Source organism: Nonomuraea sp. SBT364, from assembly GCF_001083785.1.
Classification (GTDB): domain Bacteria; phylum Actinomycetota; class Actinomycetes; order Streptosporangiales; family Streptosporangiaceae; genus Nonomuraea.
In genome coordinates this window covers 1-20,237 of record NZ_LAVL01000069.1, presented here as the reverse complement: position 1 = coordinate 20,237, position 20,237 = coordinate 1, and the positions used below count along the sequence as shown (strand labels likewise).

The window sequence follows — 20,237 nt, the reverse complement described above, 5'->3', positions numbered from 1 at the left end:
TCACGACATGAGCGACAAAGCCGACGAGTTGCCGGAAGCCGTCTTCGGCCTGGGCGGGGAGAGCGACGTGGTGGCCGAGCGGTCGGGGGCGACCACGGCCAAGGCCCGCCGCCCTGTCCCCGTCGACCCCCCGGAGGCCATGGACGAGGCCGAGGACGACGACACCGACGACACCGAGGGCGACGAGGACGACGACGAGGACGACGTGACCCGGCCCGACGCCGGGCCCACCGGCTAGACGGGCCGCAGCCAAGGCGCGCGGGCTGGAGAGCTCGCGGCCGAGGTCCGGTTGCCTCGGCCCGTACCCGTACGATCAGGGCCGCTGCGCATGGCGCCGGCTTCACCTTTTTTCGCCGTCGGCGAAGCCGGCGCAGCAAATTCGCCAGGTGTCGCGTTACTCCTGCCAATGCTTTCCGCCAGGTCTCGGCCACGCATCAAGGTGTGGCACAGTCGTCTTTCCGGCTGTTTCCGTCCGAGATTCCGAAAGCACGGTGCTGAGCATGGTTGACCTTCGGGGATGGCCCGGCAGCCGTGTCGCCGCACTCTCCGGCAGTGCCTCCGGGCCGCCGCGGTGAAACGCGTTTCCACTTTCCCGGCCGGCCTTTGATTTCGATCGAACAAACTCTTATTCAGGTACGTGGAGTTCGCCATGCCCCGGACGGGGAAAATAAACAGCGTATTAGGCCCTGTCGCCATATTGTCGCTGGTCGTGCAGTTCTTGTTCTTCCTTCCTCGTCCGGCCGGCGCGCAGGCGACGGCCGAGCCGCCGGTGGCCGAGGCGAGCGGCACCGCGCAGGCGGTGGCGGCCGCGCGTGCGCAGAAGTCGCCGGTGGTCGTCGCCGACCTGACGACCGAGGACAGGATGGTACGGGCGCAGCCGGACGGCACGCTCGTCGCCGAACTGAGCCCGGGCATCGTCCGCGTGCGGCAGGACAAGGGCTGGGTCGGCGTCGACACGACCTTGGAGCGGCGCGCCGACGGCACGATCGCGCCGCGTGCCGTGTCGGTGGATCTGGCGTTGTCCGGTGGCGGCTCCGGGAAGCCGCTGGTGAAGTACGGCCGTGCCGGGAAGTGGCTGGCGCTGTCGTGGCCCGGAGCGTTGCCCGAGCCCGTGCTGTCGGGCAACACCGCGACGTACGCCGAGGTGTTTCCCGGCGTCGATCTGGTGATGCGGGCCAACGCCGACGGCTACGCGCAGTATCTGGTGGTCAAGACCGCTGACGCCGCGAAGCGCCCGGAGGTGGCTTCGGTGCGGCTGGGGATGCGGACCGGCGGGCTGACGGTGCGCGCCGACGCGAAGGGCGCCTTGACGGCCGAGGACGCCGAAGGCGAGGTCGTGTTCGAGGCTCCGCCGTCGCTGATGTGGGATTCCGGCGAGCACGGCGATCGGGGTGCCAAGCGAGCCGTCGCCGCAGTGGCGGTCGACGAGAGCTCTCTCACGTGGGAGCCGGACAAGAAGCTGCTGGCCGATCCGGCCACGCGGTTCCCGGTGACCGTCGACCCGGTCTGGGTGACGCCGAGGCGCATGGGCTGGGCGAAGGTGTTCGAGGGACTGCCGGACGACGAATACTGGGACGGCGGCGTTGACGGCGGCGAGGCCAAGGTCGGCAGGTGCTACGACCGCGAGGGCTACTGCTACGGCATCGGAGTGGCCCGTTCGTACTTCCAGTACGAAACCGCGTTCCTTCGCGGAACGGACATTCTGGAAGCAACGCTGAACACGACCCTCACTTACGGCCCGTCCTGCCACTGGCGTGAGCATGGGGTGTATCTCGCCTCGGGGCAGATCAGTCCCGCCACCAACTGGCGCAACAAGCCCGAGGGCGGCCTCGTCAAGGCGTTGTCGGTCCACTCCGCCTACAGAGATTGCGTCGGATACAAGCCGGTTGGGTTCAACGTGAAGGGCGGCATCCGGACCGATGACGTCTCCACGTACTTCATCAAGGCGACGGACGAGAGTGACGACCTCGCCTGGCGCAAGTACGACCCGGGTACCACCAACCTCGTCGTCCGCTACAACCGCATGCCCAACGCTTCCTACGATCTGACCACCGCGCCGTCCCTGCGGGCCCCCTGCCGCTGGTGCGGCGGCCTGCCCTACTTCGGCGATGCCTCGATCACGCTGAAGGGCAAGCTGTCCGACCCCGACAACGACCAGGTTCGCCCGATCTGGGACATCTACTACAGCGGCGCGCGGGACTACCGCGACTGGGGCCCCACCCAGGGCAGCGGATCGTCGTTCAGCACCGACGTGGACCTGACCGCACATCATGGCAAGACGGTCAGCTGGCTGCTGAAGGCGAACGACGGCGAGAGGGAAGGGCCATCGATCTCGGGCCCCCCTTTCGCCGTGGACATCACGCCCGTGATCGTGCCACCAGGAGTGACGGGCACCCTCTACCAGGATGACAACCGGTGGCACGGTGGTGCGGGCGTGCCGGGAACTTTCACGTTCGACTCCGCCAAGGTGGACGACATCGACCACTTCGTCTACGGCTGGGATGACTCCCTGAGCATGCGCGTGGATGCCGACGCCCTGGGCGGCAAGGCCACGGTGTCGACCGCCCCGCCCGGGGACGGGCCCCAGGCCCTGCGCGTGCGGAGCGTGGACCGGGCGGGGCACCCCAGCCCGGTGGTGCGCTACCACGTCTACGTCCGGGCCGGGAACGGCCCTTACGCCAAGTGGCCGTTGGAGGGCACCGCGGAGGACAAGGCGTTCCTCGGCACCCGCCACGGGACGCTGAACGGATCGGTGACCTACGCCAAGGGCGCCGTGGGTGACGGGCTGGCCTTCGAACGAAGCAGCACACCCGGAGCCATGACCGCCGCCGACGGTGTACGTTCCGACGCCAGTTTCTCGGTGTCGGCCTGGGTCAAGCTGGACACCTCGGCGACCACCACGGTGGCCAGGGCCGCGGTGAGCCAGGACGGCTCGAACTTCGGCGGATTCGTGCTCTGGTACCGGCCGGACGACGGCGGCAGATGGGTCTTCGGCATGTCCAGGTCCGGCGACACCTACAAGGGCACCGACATGGCGTCCTCCGCGACGGCGCAACTGGGTGTCTGGACGCACCTGGCCGGCGTGTACGACCTCGACACCAAACAGCTGAAACTGTATGTGAACGGCGAGCTGGCGGGTACGGCGGCGCGGACGGGCACGCCCTGGCACGCGGACGGGCCGGTCCGTGTGGGCCAGGTCAGGTGGAGCGGCGCACTGACCGACAACTGGATCGGCGGAGTCGACGAGGTCCAGCTCTACGATCGGCCCTTGTCGGAGGCGGAGGTCCAGGCCGCCGTGAGCGCCGACAACGTCCACCTGGGGCACTGGCCGCTGGACGAGAAGGACGGCACCACCGCGGGCAATACCGCGCCGGGCGGGCAGAGCGCGGTGCTGTCGACCGGCGCGGCCTTCACCGCCGACCCGCAACGTGGTCAGGTCGTGGCGCTCAACGGCACCAGCGGTCACCTGAGCACGCACGGGCAGGTGCTGAGCATCCGCCAGAGCTTCACGGTCGCGGCCTGGGTGAAGGCCGGGCAGGTGGACGGTTCGCGGGTGGTCCTCTCCCAGGACGGCAACCGCGTCGGCGGCTTTCAGCTACAGGCGGAAGGCGGCCGGTGGGCGTTCGCGATGTTCGGGGCGGACGTCGACGGCGGCGGCCGGGTCGACCGCGTCCAGGGCGGGGAGGACGCCCCCGACGGGCGAGTCCAACCGGAGGTGTGGACCCACCTGACCGGGGTCTACGACGCGAAGAACAAGCAGATCAAGCTGTACGTGAACGGCACTCGTATGGGCACGCTCGCGCACGAACAGGTCTGGGACGCGGCGGGACCCTTCACGATCGGGCGAGGGAGGTCGAACGGCGTTCCGGAGAACTTCTGGCCGGGTTCGGTGGACAGCATCCGAATCTACAGCCGGGCGCTGCCGGTCGCCGAGATCCAGGGGCTGGTCAGCATGGACAACGTCTCGGTCGGACGGTGGAACCTGGACGGTGACGTCGTGGACAGTTCGGGCAAGGCGCGGCACGGCACCGTCGACGGCAAGGTCGCCTGGGCCGCCGGCCAGACGACCTACCCGCAGCCGCACGACCTGGCCCTGCAGCTCGACGGTGCCCGCCCGAACGGCGTCAGCGCCGGCCATGCGGTGAACGCGCTGCAGAGCTTCTCCGTGGCCGCCTGGGTCAGAGCCGACAAGAGCGACGTCGACCAGGTGGTCGCGTCCCAGGACGGTTCCTTCCTCCTGGGCGCCACGTCCGATGGCACGTGGGGATTCGTGATGTACAACACGATCACGGGTGGCACACAGGGCGAAGTGACCGGGGGCGCGGTCAAGACCGGCGCGTGGGCCCATCTCGTGGGCGTCTACGACGCGGGGGCCAAGCGCATGACGCTGTACGTCAACGGCGCGCTGGTGGCCTCCGGCGAGCACGGCCAGACCGCCGACCGGGCGGACGGCCGCCTGCGCCTCGGCTACTGGCAGAACGGATCCTCCGCGGAGGGCCACTTCGCCGGAGCGATGGACGACGTGGCCGTCTACAGCCGGCAGTTGTTCAGCGAAGAGATCAAGGTGATGTCGGGGCGCGATCTGTCCCTGGTGCACCATTGGCGCTTCGACGAGCCGGGCGGTGACGAAGCCGGCGACGCCGTCGGCGCCAGGCACGGCAAGCTGGACGGCGGCGCCGGGTACACGGCCGGCCGGGTCGGCAACGCGGTCGAGCTCGACGGCGTGGACGACAGCGTCTCCACCGACGGGGCCGACGTGCGGACCGATGACAGCTTCACGGTGACGGCCTGGGTGCGTCTGCCCAGCTCCGCCGCGGACAACTGTGATCTGAGCGATCCGCCGTACTCCTGCAGGGCGACGGCGGTGAGCGTGGACGGCGACAGCTCCAGCAAGTTCCGCCTCGGCTTCCTCAAGGACGACGACGAGAACACGGAGGGCGCGTGGATCTTCGAACTGCCCGAGGATGACACGGACAACGCGCGGGTGACCAAGGCGGCCGTCTCGGCCGTCACCTCCGACTTCGACTCCTGGGTCCACCTGACCGGTGTCTACGACCGCCCGGGCAGGTCGCTGGTGCTGTACGTCAACGGCGCGAGGCAGGGCGAAGGAACGCTGCTCAACCCCTGGAAGCCGGTCGGCGGGGTGCAGATCGGCCGGGGCATGGCCGACGGCGACGAAACCGAGTTCTGGCCGGGCCGGATCGACGACGTCCGGCTGTACAACGGCGCGCACGACAAGGCCAGGGTCAAGAGCCTGCACATGTCCTATCCGCCGATCCAGGGCCCGGCCACCCTGCCCGCCGACGCGATCGGTCACTGGATGCTCGACGAGGGCAGCGGGACCACGGCGGGCGACAGCCGGGGCGGCGCCACCGCGACCCTGCACGGCGGCGCCGCCTGGACCGGCGGGCGCGGCGGCAACGGCCTGTGGCTGGACGGCACCTCGGGCTACGCGCAGGCGGACGGGCTCGAGCCCGACACCGGAGCCGGCTTCTCGGCGACGGCCTGGGCCTATGTCGCCGCCCCGGGGTCCGGGCAGCTGAAGAGGGGGACGGTCATCGCCCGGGACGGCGCGCGCACCAGTTCCTTCGCACTCACCTACGACCGGGCCGCCGGCGTCTGGGCGGCGGAACTGGCCGCCGAGGACGACGACGATCCGCCCATCGTGCTCAAGTCGGTGGAACCGGCGCTTCACGGCCGGTGGACCCACCTGGCCGTCGTGTACGAGGCGCCACTGCGGCAGGCCAGGCTCTATGTCAACGGCGTCCTGTCGGCCGTCCAGGTCGGCGTCTCGGTCTTCAAGGCCGACGGCCCGCTGACGATCGGCAGAGCCCTGCGCAAGGGCGTTCCGACGGACTTCTTCGGACGCGGGATCGACGACGTTCGGGTGTTCGGCCGGGCGCTCAGCGACGGGGAGATTCGCCGCGTTCACGACGACGTCCCGGCCGTCGCGTGGGCCCACTACACCTTCGACGACCGCACCGCGAGCGACTCCTCCTGGCGCAAGGCGCACGCCACCTTGTCGGGGGGCACGTCCTTCGTGCCCGGGAAGATCGGCCTGGCGCTGCAGTTGAACGGCTCCTCCGGCTCGGCGGCGACCTCGATGCTCGGCATCGGGATGGAGGACAGTTTCACGGTCTCGGCCTGGGCCAGGCTCGACAGCACGGCCAAGACCGCCACGGTGGTGGGTCAGGACGGCGCCCGGATGAGCGCGTTCGCGCTGCAATATCGAGCGGGCCTGAACCGCTGGGTGTTCGGCGGATACGAGCGCGACGCCGATGGTGCCGAGTTGGTCTACGCCCGCTCGGCGGCGGAAGCGGTCGCCGACCGGTGGACCCATGTGACCGGGGTCTACGACTACGCCGCCCGCCGGCTCCGCCTCTACGTCGACGGGAAGCTCGCCGGGGCCAAGGACGACGTGGCGCTGTGGACCGCGGTACGCGTTCTCAGCATCGGGCGCTCGAAGGTCGGCGGCGAGTCCGCCGACTACTTCCCCGGGGCGCTCGACGAGGTGCGTGTCGAAAAGGGGATCGTCCCGGACTCGGTGATCGCCGAACGCGCCGCCGCCTGACCCAGCCTTGTTGCGAAGAATCAGCACAGAGGGACAGATGCTACGACAAATAGGGAATGTGCGCGCCATCGTCACCACGGTGATGGTCACGGCGCAGTTGCTCGTCGTCCCCCCTGCCTCCGCGGCGGCGACAGGGCCTTCGGTGGACCTGCCGGAGCTGACGCCGGTGGCTGTCACCCAGGAGACGATGGGCGCGCGAGGGGATGACCAGGCCAGCCGGGAGAGCCAGAAGAACAACCAGCCGACCGGCGGCAAGTGGCTGGACGGTGCCGGTGTGTCGACGGCGTCGCCGTTGTCACCGTCCGCCACCTGGGACGTTTCTCCTCATACCGGTGACTTCACGTGGTCCTATCCGTTACGGGTGCCGCCGGCGCCGGGTGGTCTGGAGCCGAAGCTGGCGCTGGGTTACGCCTCCTCGATCGTCGACGGCAGGACCAGCGCCAGCAACAACCAGCCCTCGTGGGTGGGCGAGGGCTGGAATCTGTCGGTCGGATTCATCGAGCGGCGATACGGCGCGTGCGCCGAGGACGACATGGGAGGGACGGTCCCGCCGGAGACAGGGGACCTGTGCTGGCGCAGTGACAACGCCTTCATCACCTATCCGGGCGGCAGCGGCAGCCTGGTCAGGAACGACGCCGACGGCGACTGGCGGCTGGAGAGCGACGACGGCTCCCGGATCGAGCGGCTGACCGGTGCGGACAACGGCGACGACAACGGTGAGCACTGGAAGATCACCACGGTCGGCGGCGTGCAGTACTTCTTCGGATCCCGCTCCGAGTCCGCGTCCACCTGGACGGTGCCGGTGTTCGGCGACGACGCCAGGGAGCCCTGCAACAACGCCTCGGGCTTCGCCGCCTCGTCGTGCTCGCAGGCCTGGCGGTGGAACCTGGACAAGGTCGTCGACCCGCACCAGAACATGATCTTGTACACCTACGACAAGGAGGTCAACTCCTACGGCCGCAACCTGCAGGACGCGGCGGTCTCCTACGTCCGGGGCGGCACGCTGAAGCTGGTCGAGTACGGCCTGCGAGAGGGCTCGCAGGCGCGGGCCGCCGGGCAGGTGGCGTTCACGCGGGCCGATCGGTGCGTTCCGGGCAGCGACTGCACCCCCAGCAAGAAGGAGAACTGGCCGGATGTGCCGTGGGAGTCCAAGTGCGACTCCACGATCTGCCCGGACCAGCACGCGCCGTCCTTCTGGTCGACCAAGCGGCTGGCGTCCGTCACGACGCGGGTGCTCAAGGGCGGCGAGTACGAGGACGTGGACTCCTGGACGCTGGAGCACGCCTACCCCGCGCCGGGCACAGGGGAGAAGGCCGCGCTGTGGCTGAAGGGCATCACCCACCAGGGTCACGCGGGTGGCACCACGGTGTCGCTGCCCGCGGTCGAGTTCGAGGGCACGAGCATGCCCAACAGGGTGCACGCGGTGGACGGCGTGAGCCCGCTCAACCGTTATCGGATCACCGGGGTGGTGTCGGAGAGCGGCGGGGTGCTGTCGGTGGCCTACGCCCGGCCCGAGTGTGTGTCGGGCACCAGCATGCCGCTCACCGCGCAGGCGAACACCATGCGGTGTTTCCCGGTCACCTGGGCCTTACCCGGGCACGATGAGCGCACGGACTACTTCCACAAGTACGTGGTCGCGCAGATCACGCAGTCCGACCGCATCGGCAGTTCCTCGGAGCAGGTCACCAGCTACGAGTACCTGGACGGTGCCGCCTGGCACCATGACACCTCCGAGTTCACCAAGGACGAGGATCGGACCTGGAACGAGTTCCGCGGTTACGCCCGGATGCGGGTCAGGAACGGCATGGCCAAGGGCGAGTCGGGCCCGGTGCAGATGAGCGAACTGCGCTACTTCCGCGGAATGGACGGCAACCACCGGACCGACGGCGCCAAGACCCCGCCCGTGACGGACAGCACCGGCAAGGAGCATCCGGATCACGACTGGCTGCGCGGTCTGCAGCTGGAGTCGATCGCCTACAACGGCGAGAACGGCCCGATCGTCTCCAAGAGCATCACCACGCCGATGTGGACGGGGCCCGTCGCGACCCGGGGATCGCTGAAGGCGTACCGGGTGCGCCCGGACAGCGTGGCCGCCTACACCGCGCTGGCGGCCGGCGGCTATCGCACCACGAAGGTCGAATACACCTACGACGACCGCGGCCTGCCGCTCACGGTCAGCGATCTGGGGGATGTCGGCACGCCGGACGACGATCGGTGCACCACCACCACGTACGTACGCAACGCCAAAGACTGGCTGCTCAACCTGCCGGCGAGGCAGGAGACGGTCGCCGCCGCGTGCGAGGCCGATGTCTCGCTACCGGCGGACGCCATCTCGGCGGTCCGCACCGCCTACGACGGCCTGGAGTTCGATCAGGCACCCGCCAAGGGTGACGTGACCAGGGTGGAGGAGGCCGCCGAATGGCCGGCGTCCGGTCCGGTGTGGGCACTGGTCTCGACCGGGACGTTCGACGCCCACGGCCGGCCGTTGACCAAGGGCGACGCGCTCGGCCGTACCACCACCACCGTCTACACCCCGACCGACGCGGGGCCGCTCACCGGGATTCGGGAGACCAACCCGGCCGGTCACGTGGCCTCGGTCGAGCTCGCCCCGGCATGGGGGGTACCGGTCAAAATCATCAACCCGAACGACCGGGTGGTGACCGAGATCGCCTATGACGCTCTCGGCAGGAAGACCGAAGTCTGGCTGCCCAACCGGTCCAGCAGCAGCCAGAGCGGCAACCTGAAGTACACCTACGAGGTCAACACCGACGCCCCGTCCGTGGTCACCACGCAGGCCGTGGGCCCTAACGGGGTGTACGTCACCAGCAAGACGCTCTACGACGGGTTGATGCGGGTACGGCAGACGCAGACGCCCACCGGGGGCGGCCGGCTGCTGACGGAGACCCACTACGACTCCCACGGACGTGCCTTCCAGAGCACGCAGCCGTACTTCTCCGACGCCGAGGTGGACGGCAAGCTGTGGACGGCTCCCGACACCGACGTGCCGGGGCTGTCGCTGACCCGGTTCGACGCGGCCGGGCGCCCGAGCGAGGTGGTCTTCCAGGCGGGCGCGCAGGAGAAGTGGAAGACCAGTTACGCCTACGGCGGCGACCGCGTGCACATCACGCCGCCGGGTGGCGGCACGGCCACGACCACGATCGTCGACGCCCGTGGCCAGACCACGGAACTGCGCCAGCACCACGGCGCCACCGCCACCGGCGCCTTCGACGGCACCAAGTACACCTACACACCCGCCGGCGCCCTGGCCACGACGAGTGACCCGGCCGGCAACGTCTGGCGTAACACCTACGACCTGCGCGGACGGCTGCTCGAATCGGTTGACCCGGACAAGGGCCGATCGACAAGGACCTATGACGCCGCCGGCCAGGTGGAGACCGTCACCGACGCCCGCGACGTCACGCTGACCTTCGCCTACGACGCTCTGGGCAGGACCACGGCCGTCTGGAAGGGCTCGGCCACCGGGACACCGCTGTCGCGGTGGACCTATGACACCGCCACCAACGGCAAGGGGTACCTGGCCTCTTCCACCCGTTACGACGGTGACGGCAACGCCTTCGTCAACGACGTCACCGGCTACAACAAGCTCGGCCTGCCCAGCGGCAACAAGCTGACCATCCCGGCCACGCCGCTGACCCGGACGCCGAAACAGACGCTGGCCGGTGTCTACACGACCACGGCCAAGTACAACCCGGACGGCAGCCCGGATGCGCACGTCCTGCCGGAGATCGGTGATCTGCTGCGGGAAACGGTGGACTACTCCTACGACGACCTCGGCAGGTCGACCACGCTGCTCGGCAGCTTCGGCGACGGCACGGTGGACTACGTCAGCAAGACCGACCACACCGGCTACGGCGAGGTGGAGCGCATCCACCTGGGCGAGAACGAGCAGCGCGCCTGGGTGTCGCGCTACTACGACCCCAGCACGCGCCGCCTGGAGCGGGTGATCGTCGACGCCGAGGTCCCCGCGCCCATGCAGGCGGACATCGGCTACACCTACGACCCGATCGGCAACCTCACCGCCATCGCCGACACCCCCAAGGACAAGCCGGCCGACACCCAGTGCTTCCGCTACGACCACCTGCGGCGGATGACCGAGGCGTGGACACCGCGTACCGGCTGCGAGGCCGGCCCGAGCGTCTCGGAACTGGCGGGACCTGCCCCCTACTGGCACTCCTTCACGCTGGACGCGGTGGGCAACCGCCGCTTCGAGACCCAGCACACCGCCGGCGGGGACACCGTGCGCGACTACAGGTATCCCGCGGCCGGCGCCGCCCAGCCCCACGCCCTCACCTCGGTGATCACTAAGACGGCCGGCAAGTCCATCACGGACGGCTACCGCTATGACGCCGCGGGGAACACCATCCAGCGTCCGGGCCAGGAGCTCCGGTGGGACGCCGAGGGACGGCTGGCCGAGGTCACCGCGGGGGGCGGCAGCACGCAGTTCCTCTACGACACCGAGGGCAACCGGCTGATCCGCCGCGACCCCACCGGCATCACGCTTTACCTGCCCGGGCAGGAATTGAGGCTGACCGAGGCGACCGGCGCTCTAACGGCCACCCGCTACTACACGCACGCGGGCACCACCGTGGGGATGCGCGACGCCGGCGGCCTGACCTGGCTGTCGGCTGATCATCAGAACACCATCCACACGGCGATCGACGCGGACACCCTGAAGGTCAGCCAGCGCCGGCAGACCGCCTTCGGCGCCCCCCGGGGCACCCCGGCGGCCCTGCCCGGTGAGCTCGGTTTCGTCGGCGGGACCGTCGACGCCTCGACCGGGCTGACCACCCTGGGCGCCCGCCAGTACGACGCGGCGATCGGCCGCTTCCTTTCGGACGACCTGATCACGGACGTCACCGACCCGCAGCAGATCAACGGCTACGCCTACGCCAACAACAGCCCCGTCACCTACAGCGACCCCGACGGGCTGCTCCATGAGTCGTGTCCCGACGGTGTCTGCGGCGACGGCAGCGGAGGCGCTCACCAGAACCGCGCCAACAACCCGGCCGACACCTACAACCCGCCCGTCGATCACGGCTCGAACGATTCGATCAAGGGCGGCCCGTGCGGTGCCCGTCCATGCTGGAAGTACGAGGTGGCCTTCGTCCCCAAGAAGTACCACCGGGAAATGGAAGACCACCCCGTCGCGGCCTTCGTGGCTGAGGTCACCGGCGTGGACGCCGCCCAGAGGTGCTTCGAGGACGGCGACCTCTACGCGTGCCTGGACACAGGCCAGACGATCTTCACGCTCGGTCAGGGCAACGTGCTCAGCAGGGCCGCCGGGCTGGGAGGGACGCCGAGCACGACCTTCACGAGGTCCGGCAAGTGCCTGACCAACAGCTTCGTGCCGGACACGCTGGTGCTGATGGCGGACGGCAGTCGCAAGCCCATCGAGGAGGTGCGGGTCGGCGACAAGGTCCTGGCCACCGACCCCGAAACCGGTAAGACCGGTCCGCACGAGGTCACGGCCCTGATCAGCGGCGACGGCATCAAGAACCTGGTCGAGATCACCGTCGACACCGGGCCGGGGAGCTCCGCGAGCGTGGTGACCGCCACGGACGGCCACCCGTTCTGGGCCCCCGAGCCAGGCAAGTGGGTCACCGCGGCCGAACTGAGCACGGGCATGCTCCTGCGGACCAGCGCCGGCACCTATGTCCAGGTCAGCGCGGTCAAGAAGCGGACAGCGAGCTTGCGCGTCCACAACCTGACCGTCGAAGGACCGCACACGTACTATGTGCTGGCAGGCCAGGCGCCGGTCCTCGTTCACAACTGCGAAACAGGCGGACTGAGCCTCGCGGATGCGCGGCAGGTCAGCGGACGCTTTCCCAATACCGCCAAACCCGGGGAAATACTTTTCCGCCAGAAAGAGGATGGGACGGTCACTGCATATGCGCGATATGATGAGGAAGGACAGATCTCCCAGCGTGCGGACCTCCTTCCTGACTCGAAGGCGCATGCTCACGTACCGGCTCCACACATTCTCGATGTAGTCAAGAACGTCAATCCGAGAACGGGTCAGGTCTTTCGTGACTGGGCGAAGCTGCCACGGCCTCTGCGCCCCGAAGAAGAACTGTGCGGTTGCCGGTAGGCCGAGCCGGTAGAAGTGCGTCACCTCAGGCGCCCGCAACGGCATGGCGGGCGCCTGAGGTGTCTGAATCCGAATCCCCGGCCCCTGCGCGAATGACGGAGGAACTGTCAGTGAATGACCCGATGGATTACTCCGGAATCAAATCCTGGGCAGCGGAATGGGGAGGGGGCGTTGATTATCTGAATTATGTGAAGGCGCATGGCGACCTGGGAATGCTGGTGGCGTTCTCCCGGATCTTCTGGCCGCGTTTCGTGGAGGCGGAGGGGTGTGTGCTGTGGGATCGCGCCTACGAAGAATCGAATTTCCAGGCCTGGCGCAAGAGCCTTTCCGGCGACGTCCGGAAGATTGAAGCGACGCTGAACCAGCTGCGAGTCTGGCAGATCGTCGATTCGGATGACGTCGAGGAGGACCGGCGGGCGCAGGCTTACTTCGCCGAATGTGTCGCAAAGACCTGGGGTGCCGCACTGTCCGCCGCGTTTCCCCGCCGGAGTTTCGACGTCCGGGTCATCGGTTCCGAGGACGGTCCCATTGTCACCTTCTCGTCCGGGCCGGGATAGGGTCACCGGCCCGTCGCGGAAGGCCGTTCCCCGCTCAGGCGCGGCGCAGGTGGGCGAGCGTGTGTTCCAGCTCCGACTGGAGGACGGCCTCGGCCCGGTCGCCGTCGCCCTCCTCGATGGCCGCGACCAGGGCGGCGTGCGTGTCGTCGCCGGGGTTGGGGTCGTGGTGCCGCAGGCCCAGCAGCTCCACCAGGTCGATCAGCCGGCCGCGCAGGGCGGGCGCGAACTCGGCGAACAGGTCCGTCAGCACCGGGTTGCTGGCCGCCGCGACCACCGCCGCGTGCAGGGCGATGTCGGCGTCCACGAAGGCCGCGTCGCCGCCGCCCGCCGCGGCGCGCCGGGCGGCCAGCGCGGCTCTGAGCGCCGTCACGTCGTCGCCGGTACGGCGTGACGCCGCCAGGCGGGCGGCCCGGGTCTCGACGATCATGCGGACCTCGTACACGTCGGTGATGGCGGCGCGGCGCAGGCGGGCGGGCCAGTCCTCGGCCGGTTCGGTGGCGATGACGAAGACGCCGCTGCCCTGGCGGGGCTGCACCAGGCCGGCGCCCGTGAGGGCGCGCAGCGCCTCGCGGACCGTGGAGCGGCCGACGCCGAGGGTCTTGGCCAGGGCGTTCTCGCCGGGCAGGCGGGTGCCGACCGGCCAGTGGCCGGCGGTGATCTGCTCGCGCAGGCGGGCCGTGGCCTGTTCGACCAGCGGGCTGGGGCGCAGGGCGCCGAGCGGCATCGACGTTCACCTCTCAGCTTGTCTGAGGACCTGAGTTGTGGTTAGTGTACCCGGCATGACGTACCGCGGTCTCCTTCTCGGCCGCCGCGGCGGGGCCTGACCGGGACCGGCACCCCGCCGCGGCGGGTTCGAGTGCTGCCGGTCCGCGTTCTGACCAGGAGAAGGAGACAACCGTGCGGTGGAATCCGCAACAGCCCAGCGTCATGCCCTCGCACCGCTACCGGCCCGCGCACGAGCGGGTGCGCGTGCCGCTGACCGATCCGCGGTGGCCGTCCCGGCGGATCGAGGCGGCGCCGCTGTGGGTGCCCGTCGACCTGCGCGACGGCAACCAGGCGCTGGCCGAGCCGATGGACCCCGGGCGCAAGCGCCGCATGTTCGAACTGCAGGTGCGGATGGGGTTCAAGGAGATCGAGGTCGGCTACCCGTCGGCCAGCCGGACGGACTTCGACTTCGTCCGGCTGCTGGCCACCTCCGGCACGGTGCCGGACGACGTGACCGTCGTGGTGTTCACCGCCGCCAGGGCCGATCTGATCGAGCGCACGTACGCCGCCGTCGAAGGACTGCCGAAGGTCGTCGTGCACCTCTACACCGCCACCGCCCCCACCTGGCGGAACGTGGTGCTCGGGCACGGCAGGGACGAGCTGCGCGCCCTCATCGTGGACGCCGCCGCGTACGTCGCGAAGCTGGGTGACGCCCGCGAAGGCGTGCGCTACCAGTTCTCGCCCGAGGTGTTCAACCTGACCGAGCCCGACTACGTGCTGGAGGTGTGCGACGAGCTCACCGAGCTGTGGGACGCCGCCCCCGACCGGCCGGTCATCCACAACCTGCCCGCCACGGTCGAGATCGCCACGCCGAACGTCTACGCCGACCAGATCGAGTACATGGACCGGCATCTGGCCCGGCGCGACTCGGTCATCCTGTCCGTGCACCCGCACAACGACCGCGGCACCGGCGTCGCCTGCGCCGAGCTGGCGATGCTGGCCGGGGCGCAGCGGGTCGAGGGCTGCCTGTTCGGCAACGGCGAGCGGACCGGCAACGTGGACCTGGTCACGCTCGCGCTCAACCTGCACTCCCAGGGGGTCGACCCGATGATCGACCTGTCCGACATCGACGCGGTCCGGCGCACCGTCGAGCACTGCAACCGGCTGCCCGTGCCCGAGCGCCACCCGTACGCCGGAGACCTCGTCTACACCGCCTTCTCCGGCACCCACCAGGACGCCATCCGCAAGGGCCTGGCCCACCACGCCGCACGGGCCGCCGAGCTGGGCGTGCCCGTCTCGCAGGCGCCGTGGGAGGTGCCGTACCTGCCGATCGACCCCGCCGACGTGGGCCGCGACTACCAGGCGGTCATCCGCGTCAACAGCCAGTCGGGCAAGGGCGGCATCGCCTACCTGCTCGGCACCCACCACGGCCTGGAGCTGCCGCGCAGGCTGCAGATCGACTTCTCCGCCGTGGTGCAGCGCGACGCCGACGGCAGCGGCGAGGAGATCACGGCCGGGCGGCTGTGGACGCTGTTCCGGGAGACGTACCTGGACGTGACCGGGCCGCTGACGGTGACCGCATGGCGCACGGCCGAGACCGCGCCGGGCACGCACGAGTTCACCGGCACGCTACGGGACGGCACGCCGCTGCGCGGCACCGGCAACGGGCCGCTGGCCGCGCTCGCCGCCGCGCTGGCCGGGGCCGGCGTCGAGGTCGACGTCCTGCACTACGCCGAGCACGCCACCGGCACGGGGAGCGGCAGCCAGGCCGTCGCCTACGTCGAGGCGCGCGCCGGCGGCGTCACCCGCTGGGGCGCGGGCCGCGACACCTCGGTCCTGACGGCCTCGGTGCGCGCCGTGCTGGCCGCCGTCAACCGCGCCCTTCAGAGCGACAGCGCCTTGGCGCACTCGTCCCGGTAACGCTCGGTACGGGCGCGCAACCGCGCCGGGTCGGCCAGCACCGCCCGGGACACCGACGGCACCACCGCGTGACGTACGGCGGCGAAACGCCGGCCCACGTCGGCGGGGGTGGCGCCCTGGGCGCCGAGCCCGGGCGCGAGCACCGGCCCGTTGAGCCGGTCGAGCGGGTAGCCCGGCGAGTCGACGGTCGCGCCGACGACCACGCCGACCGACCCGAGCGGCCGCCGGGCCTCGTTGGCCGCCCGCACCCCCTCGTACACCTCGCCGGCGACCGCGCTCTGCAGCGCGGCCGCCTCCGGGTTGGAGGTGCGGGCCAGCACGAAGACGCCCGCGTCGCCGGCGAGCGCCGAGGTGATCGCCCCGCTCAGGCTGCCGAACCCGAGGTACGGGCTGAGCGTCACCGCGTCGGCGGCCAGCGGGCTGCCCCGGTCGAGGTACGCCTCGGCGTAGGCGGACATCGTGCTGCCGATGTCGCCCCGCTTGACGTCGAGCAGCACCAGGGTGCCCGCGTCGCGCAGGTCGGCGATCGTGCGCTCCAGCACCGCGATGCCGCGGCTGCCCCAGCGCTCGTAGAAGGCCGACTGCGGCTTCATCACCGCGACCAGGTCGCCCACCGAGTCGGCGACCGTGCGGCTGAAGCGCTCCAGCCCGATCGGCGAGTCGTCGAGGCCCCACGCCCCGAGCAGCTCCGGGCTCGGATCGATGCCCACGCAGAGTGGTCCGTACTTGTCCATCCTCGCCCGCAACCGTGTTCCGAACGGCTCATCCATCCCCAGGCCCCCTCACGACCGGTAGGAAGACTATTGCGCGGGAGCCGCACAGTTGAAGGTCCAGGCGGCGGATATATGGGGCTCCCACTTCACACAGCATCCGATATGTCCGGCATGTCGGCTAGAGTCCCGCACTCCAGCAGTCTTCCCGGGTATGAGTCAGGGGTAGATCAGGCAACATGTACGAGATCGCCCGACGGACGCTGACACTGCGCACCGAGCCGCCGGGGGAGGTGGTCGCCGCGGTCGGGATGCCGTACGAGGAGGCCTCGGGGGAGTGGTCGTGCCCGTACCGGATCGACGGGCTGGCCGGGTGGGAGCACGAGCGGAAGGTCACCGGCGAGGACTCGCTGCGCGCGGTGGAGCTCGCGCTGACCACCGTGCGGGCGGCGCTGGCGGGCTCGCACGAGGCCAAGGAGGGGCTGCTGGCGTGGGACGACGAGCCCGGCGGGAGACGGCCGCTGACCGTGTACGTGGATGTCGACACCGGCCATGACATCGCCTATATCGCGATGAAGCACGAAATGGTGCCAGATGAGGTGGTGCGTCAGGTGGTGGCGGAGGACGTCGTGCTCGACTACGGCGACTCCGGCGAACTCCTCGGGCTGGAGGTGACCAGGGCGGGCGCCCGGCTGCCCCCCGAGCTGCGGATCTAACGCCCCAGCAGCCACCGCCAGCGGGGCAGCTCCAGCACCAGCGTGACCACGGCCAGCACCGACACGACACCGGCGGCCACCGGGTGCCAGGCCGCCCACGACGCCGCCACGGCCACGACGAGCTGCAGCAGCACCAGCGCGATCGTCACCACCCCGGGCACCGCGACCAGCACCTGCCGCCTGTCGCCCGGCGTCGCGAACACCGTCGGCAGCCCGATCAGCACCACCACCGACAGCACGGCCAGCGGCGCCGAGTACGGCGCCAGCGCCCACGGCGCCGACACCCACGCGAACAGCTCGGTGGCGAACCGGAACGCGGAGGCGACCCGGTCGTCCGGGCGCTCGGAGGAGATCACGCGCGGCACCTTACCGGAGGCCGGCGGCCGGTCGGGACCCATAATCGGGGGCGTGAACTCTCCTCGCATCGTCGCCACCGACCTTGACGGCACCCTCCTGCGCTCCGACGGCACCGTGTCCCCCCGCACCAGGGAGGCGCTGCGGCTGGCGCGCCGCGCCGGGGCCGAGGTCGTGTTCGTCACCGCCCGCCCGCCGCGCTCCATGGCCCCCATCGCCCGCCAGGCAGGCGAGCTCGGCACCGCCGTGTGCAGCAACGGCGCCATCGTGTACGACGTCACCGCCGACGAGATCGTCACCATGGAGGCCATCGAACCTGCGTCGGCCAGGAAGATCCTGGACGCGCTGACCGAGGCGCTGCCCGGCATCGCGTTCGCGGCCGAGACCGGCAGAGGCGTGCTGTGCCAGCCCGGCTACGGCCGCACCCATCCCGGCGACGAGCTGTACCGGCGGGGCGTGCCCGACGTGTGCGCGGCGGGGGAGCCGATCGTGAAACTGCTCGCCTGGTCGCCGGAGCATCCGCTGGACGACCTGTTCACCGCGGCGGTGGCGGCGGTCGAGGGACAGGCGGAGGTCACCCACTCCGGCGTGCCCGGCCTCCTGGAGATCAGCGCGCCGGGGGTGACGAAGGCCGGCACCCTCGCCGGCTTCTGCGAGCGGCTGGGGGCGGGGCCGGCCGACGTGGTGGCGTTCGGGGACATGCCGAACGACCTGGCGGTGCTGGCCTTCGCCGGAGCCGGCTACGCCATGGCCAACTCCCACCACCTGGTGCTGCAGGCCGTCGAACGCCGCACGCTGTCGAACGACGAGGACGGGGTGGCGGTGGTCCTGGAACGGCTCTTCACCCGCTGACCCCGATCTCACAGTTTGCGCGCCGGGCCCTCGTCCTGCGCGGCCATCACCTCGTCGGCGTGCGCGAAGGCCCACTCGCCCAGCACGCCGATCGGCTCCAGCAGGCTCCGGCCCAGCGCCGTCAGCTCGTACTCCACCCGTGGCGGCGCCTCCGCGTACGCCTGCCGCGTCACCAGGCCGTTGAACTCCAACCGGCGCAACGTCTCGGTCAGCACCTTGGCGCTGATGCCCCCGATCTCCGCCCGCAGATCCGCGGGACGGCGCGGGCCGTGGCGCAACGACCACAGGACGACCGCGTTCCACGTGTTGGAGATCAGGTCGAAGGCCAGCCTGGCCTGGCAGTCGGAGAGAAACACGGGCCCTCCCGATAGGCACCGAACGGTGCGCGACGACATTCCTACAGTTCCCCATGCAAGCAAACGCATCGGGAGGATGAGCATGAGGATCGGGATCCTGGGCGCCGGCGGCATGGCCGCCGCCGCCACCCTGACCGCCGCGGCACCGCCGGTTCGCCGGTCCCTCTCTCCGGCGGACGGCTCCTCGTCGCCCGGTTCCTCGTCGCCCGGTTCCTCGTCGCCCGGTTCCTCACCGTACGGTCCGCCGTCCGGGGGCGTCAGGACGGGGACGTGGGAGGACGTCGCGCGGTTCGGGGACGTCGTCGTGGTGGCCGTGCTGGAGGAGGCGGTCGACCAGGTGGTACGCGCCGCCGGTCCGGCGCTGCGCGGCAAGCCGCTGATCGACGTGACGAACGCCGTCGGCCCGGGCGCGTACGACGTGACGCGTTCCGTGGCCGAACGGATCGCCGCGCTCACCGGCGGTCACGTGGTGAAGGCGTTCAACCTGTGCCACGTGGACGTGTGGCGCATGACGCCCCCGGTCTTCGACGGCAGACCGCTGGCCGTACCCCTGTGCGGCGACGACGAGCACGCCCTCACCCTCACCCGCGCGCTCGTCTCCGACCTGGGCTGCACCCCGGTGCACGGGGGCGGGCTCGGCAGGGCGAAACTCCTGGAGGCCACGGCCGCGTTCATGATCGGCCTGTGGATCGGCGGTGCCGACGCCCAGGCCGTACTGCCCCCCTTGCTCCACTCGGGCGCCCACCCCGCCTCCTGACGCCCCTCCAGCCGGCTTCACGGTGCCCGACACCCCCTCGGCTCACGGCTCCGACGCCTCCTCAGGTTTCCCGGGGCCCGGCTGCCGAGGGGGACGTACACCCACCGGTGTAGGGCGGATGACGACGAGCGGTGGATGCCCGCGCACCCCCGGCCCCGCGATCCTGAAGCCCCGCACCGAGCGAAGGAGAGACGAGTGGTCACCGAGGTCGCCCCCCGGACGAACGGATACCTGACCGCCTTCAAGGCAGCCGCCGTGCTGAACGCCGCCGCCGTACTGCTGCAGGCCGTGACGGCCGGGCAGCTCATGGAGGGAGCCGGCCGGGCGCTGCACGGCGCGGGCGCGGGCGCCGTCCACGTGCTGGGCCTGGCGCTGCTCGTCACCGCCGTCCTCGTCTGGCGGCCCGGCCGAGGCCCGATCTGGCCGGCCGCCGTCAGCCTGGCGGTGCTGCTGCTCGGCATGGTCCAGTCCATGGCCGGCGGCTCCGGCGCCGTCGCCGTCCACGTGCCGCTCGGCATGGCCCTGTTCGGTCTCAGCGTCTGGCTCCTGGCCTGGTCCTTCCGCCGCTGACCCCTCCGCCGCCCACCCCCCCCCTCCGGAAACCCCACCCCGTCTCTTATACACCTCTTA

The 20,237-nt window shown here is 70.5% G+C and carries 13 protein-coding genes; 9 read left to right on the top strand and 4 right to left on the bottom strand.

The features are described 5' to 3' along the window. Window positions 1-7: 7 nt before the first annotated feature. The 4 genes from ADY59_RS26795 to ADY59_RS26780 all read left to right on the top strand — a co-directional run bounded on the left by ADY59_RS26795 (window position 8) and on the right by ADY59_RS26780 (window position 13,237). Window positions 8-238, top strand: coding sequence for a hypothetical protein (locus tag ADY59_RS26795; protein ID WP_049567232.1), 231 nt, complete (start codon window positions 8-10; stop codon window positions 236-238). Between the two features lie 471 nt (window positions 239-709). After that, window positions 710-6,571, top strand: a complete 5,862-nt coding sequence (locus ADY59_RS26790) for a LamG domain-containing protein (RefSeq protein ID WP_156325752.1) — start codon at window positions 710-712, stop codon at window positions 6,569-6,571. Window positions 6,572-6,629: 58 nt separating this feature from the next. Beyond that, window positions 6,630-12,680, top strand: coding sequence for a polymorphic toxin-type HINT domain-containing protein (locus tag ADY59_RS26785; RefSeq protein ID WP_053175182.1), 6,051 nt, complete (start codon window positions 6,630-6,632; stop codon window positions 12,678-12,680). Window positions 12,681-12,772: 92 nt separating this feature from the next. After that, window positions 12,773-13,237, top strand: a complete 465-nt coding sequence (locus tag ADY59_RS26780; protein WP_197093872.1) for a hypothetical protein — start codon at window positions 12,773-12,775, stop codon at window positions 13,235-13,237. A gap of 34 nt (window positions 13,238-13,271) precedes the next feature. Here ADY59_RS26780 and ADY59_RS26775 read toward each other — a convergent pair whose 3' ends face one another. Further along, window positions 13,272-13,961 (bottom strand): FadR/GntR family transcriptional regulator, encoded by a 690-nt coding sequence (locus ADY59_RS26775; RefSeq protein WP_049567230.1) that lies wholly within the window; start codon window positions 13,959-13,961, stop codon window positions 13,272-13,274. Between the two features lie 203 nt (window positions 13,962-14,164). On the opposite strand from ADY59_RS26775, the gene leuA reads away from it, so the two are divergent. Beyond that, on the top strand, window positions 14,165-15,862 hold the full coding sequence (gene leuA, locus ADY59_RS26770; protein WP_082310420.1) for a 2-isopropylmalate synthase: 1,698 nt from the start codon (window positions 14,165-14,167) through the stop codon (window positions 15,860-15,862). Here leuA and pyrF read toward each other — a convergent pair. Beyond that, window positions 15,826-16,632 (bottom strand): orotidine-5'-phosphate decarboxylase, encoded by an 807-nt coding sequence (pyrF, locus tag ADY59_RS26765; RefSeq protein WP_049567225.1) that lies wholly within the window; start codon window positions 16,630-16,632, stop codon window positions 15,826-15,828. The genes leuA and pyrF overlap by 37 nt on opposite strands. A gap of 179 nt (window positions 16,633-16,811) precedes the next feature. Here pyrF and ADY59_RS26760 point away from each other — a divergent pair, with 179 nt between their 5' ends. Further along, window positions 16,812-17,288, top strand: coding sequence for a DUF2283 domain-containing protein (locus tag ADY59_RS26760; RefSeq protein WP_049567222.1), 477 nt, complete (start codon window positions 16,812-16,814; stop codon window positions 17,286-17,288). Here ADY59_RS26760 and ADY59_RS26755 read toward each other — a convergent pair. Further along, window positions 17,285-17,644 (bottom strand): hypothetical protein, encoded by a 360-nt coding sequence (locus ADY59_RS26755; RefSeq protein WP_231618903.1) that lies wholly within the window; start codon window positions 17,642-17,644, stop codon window positions 17,285-17,287. The genes ADY59_RS26760 and ADY59_RS26755 overlap by 4 nt on opposite strands. Before the next feature lie 52 nt (window positions 17,645-17,696). Here ADY59_RS26755 and ADY59_RS26750 point away from each other — a divergent pair, with 52 nt between their 5' ends. Further along, window positions 17,697-18,494, top strand: coding sequence for an HAD family hydrolase (locus tag ADY59_RS26750; RefSeq protein ID WP_197093870.1), 798 nt, complete (start codon window positions 17,697-17,699; stop codon window positions 18,492-18,494). A gap of 8 nt (window positions 18,495-18,502) precedes the next feature. On the opposite strand, the gene ADY59_RS26745 is transcribed toward ADY59_RS26750, so the two are convergent. Next, window positions 18,503-18,850 (bottom strand): winged helix-turn-helix transcriptional regulator, encoded by a 348-nt coding sequence (locus tag ADY59_RS26745; RefSeq protein ID WP_231618902.1) that lies wholly within the window; start codon window positions 18,848-18,850, stop codon window positions 18,503-18,505. An 82-nt stretch (window positions 18,851-18,932) separates the two neighbouring features. Here ADY59_RS26745 and ADY59_RS26740 point away from each other — a divergent pair, with 82 nt between their 5' ends. Both ADY59_RS26740 and ADY59_RS26735 read left to right on the top strand, forming a co-directional pair. Then, window positions 18,933-19,607, top strand: a complete 675-nt coding sequence (locus ADY59_RS26740; RefSeq protein ID WP_049567219.1) for an NADPH-dependent F420 reductase — start codon at window positions 18,933-18,935, stop codon at window positions 19,605-19,607. Between the two features lie 195 nt (window positions 19,608-19,802). Next, the gene (locus ADY59_RS26735) at window positions 19,803-20,177 is read left to right on the top strand and encodes a hypothetical protein (RefSeq protein ID WP_049567216.1); all 375 of its coding nucleotides are present in this window, start codon (window positions 19,803-19,805) and stop codon (window positions 20,175-20,177) included. The last annotated feature ends 60 nt before the right edge of the window (window positions 20,178-20,237 follow it).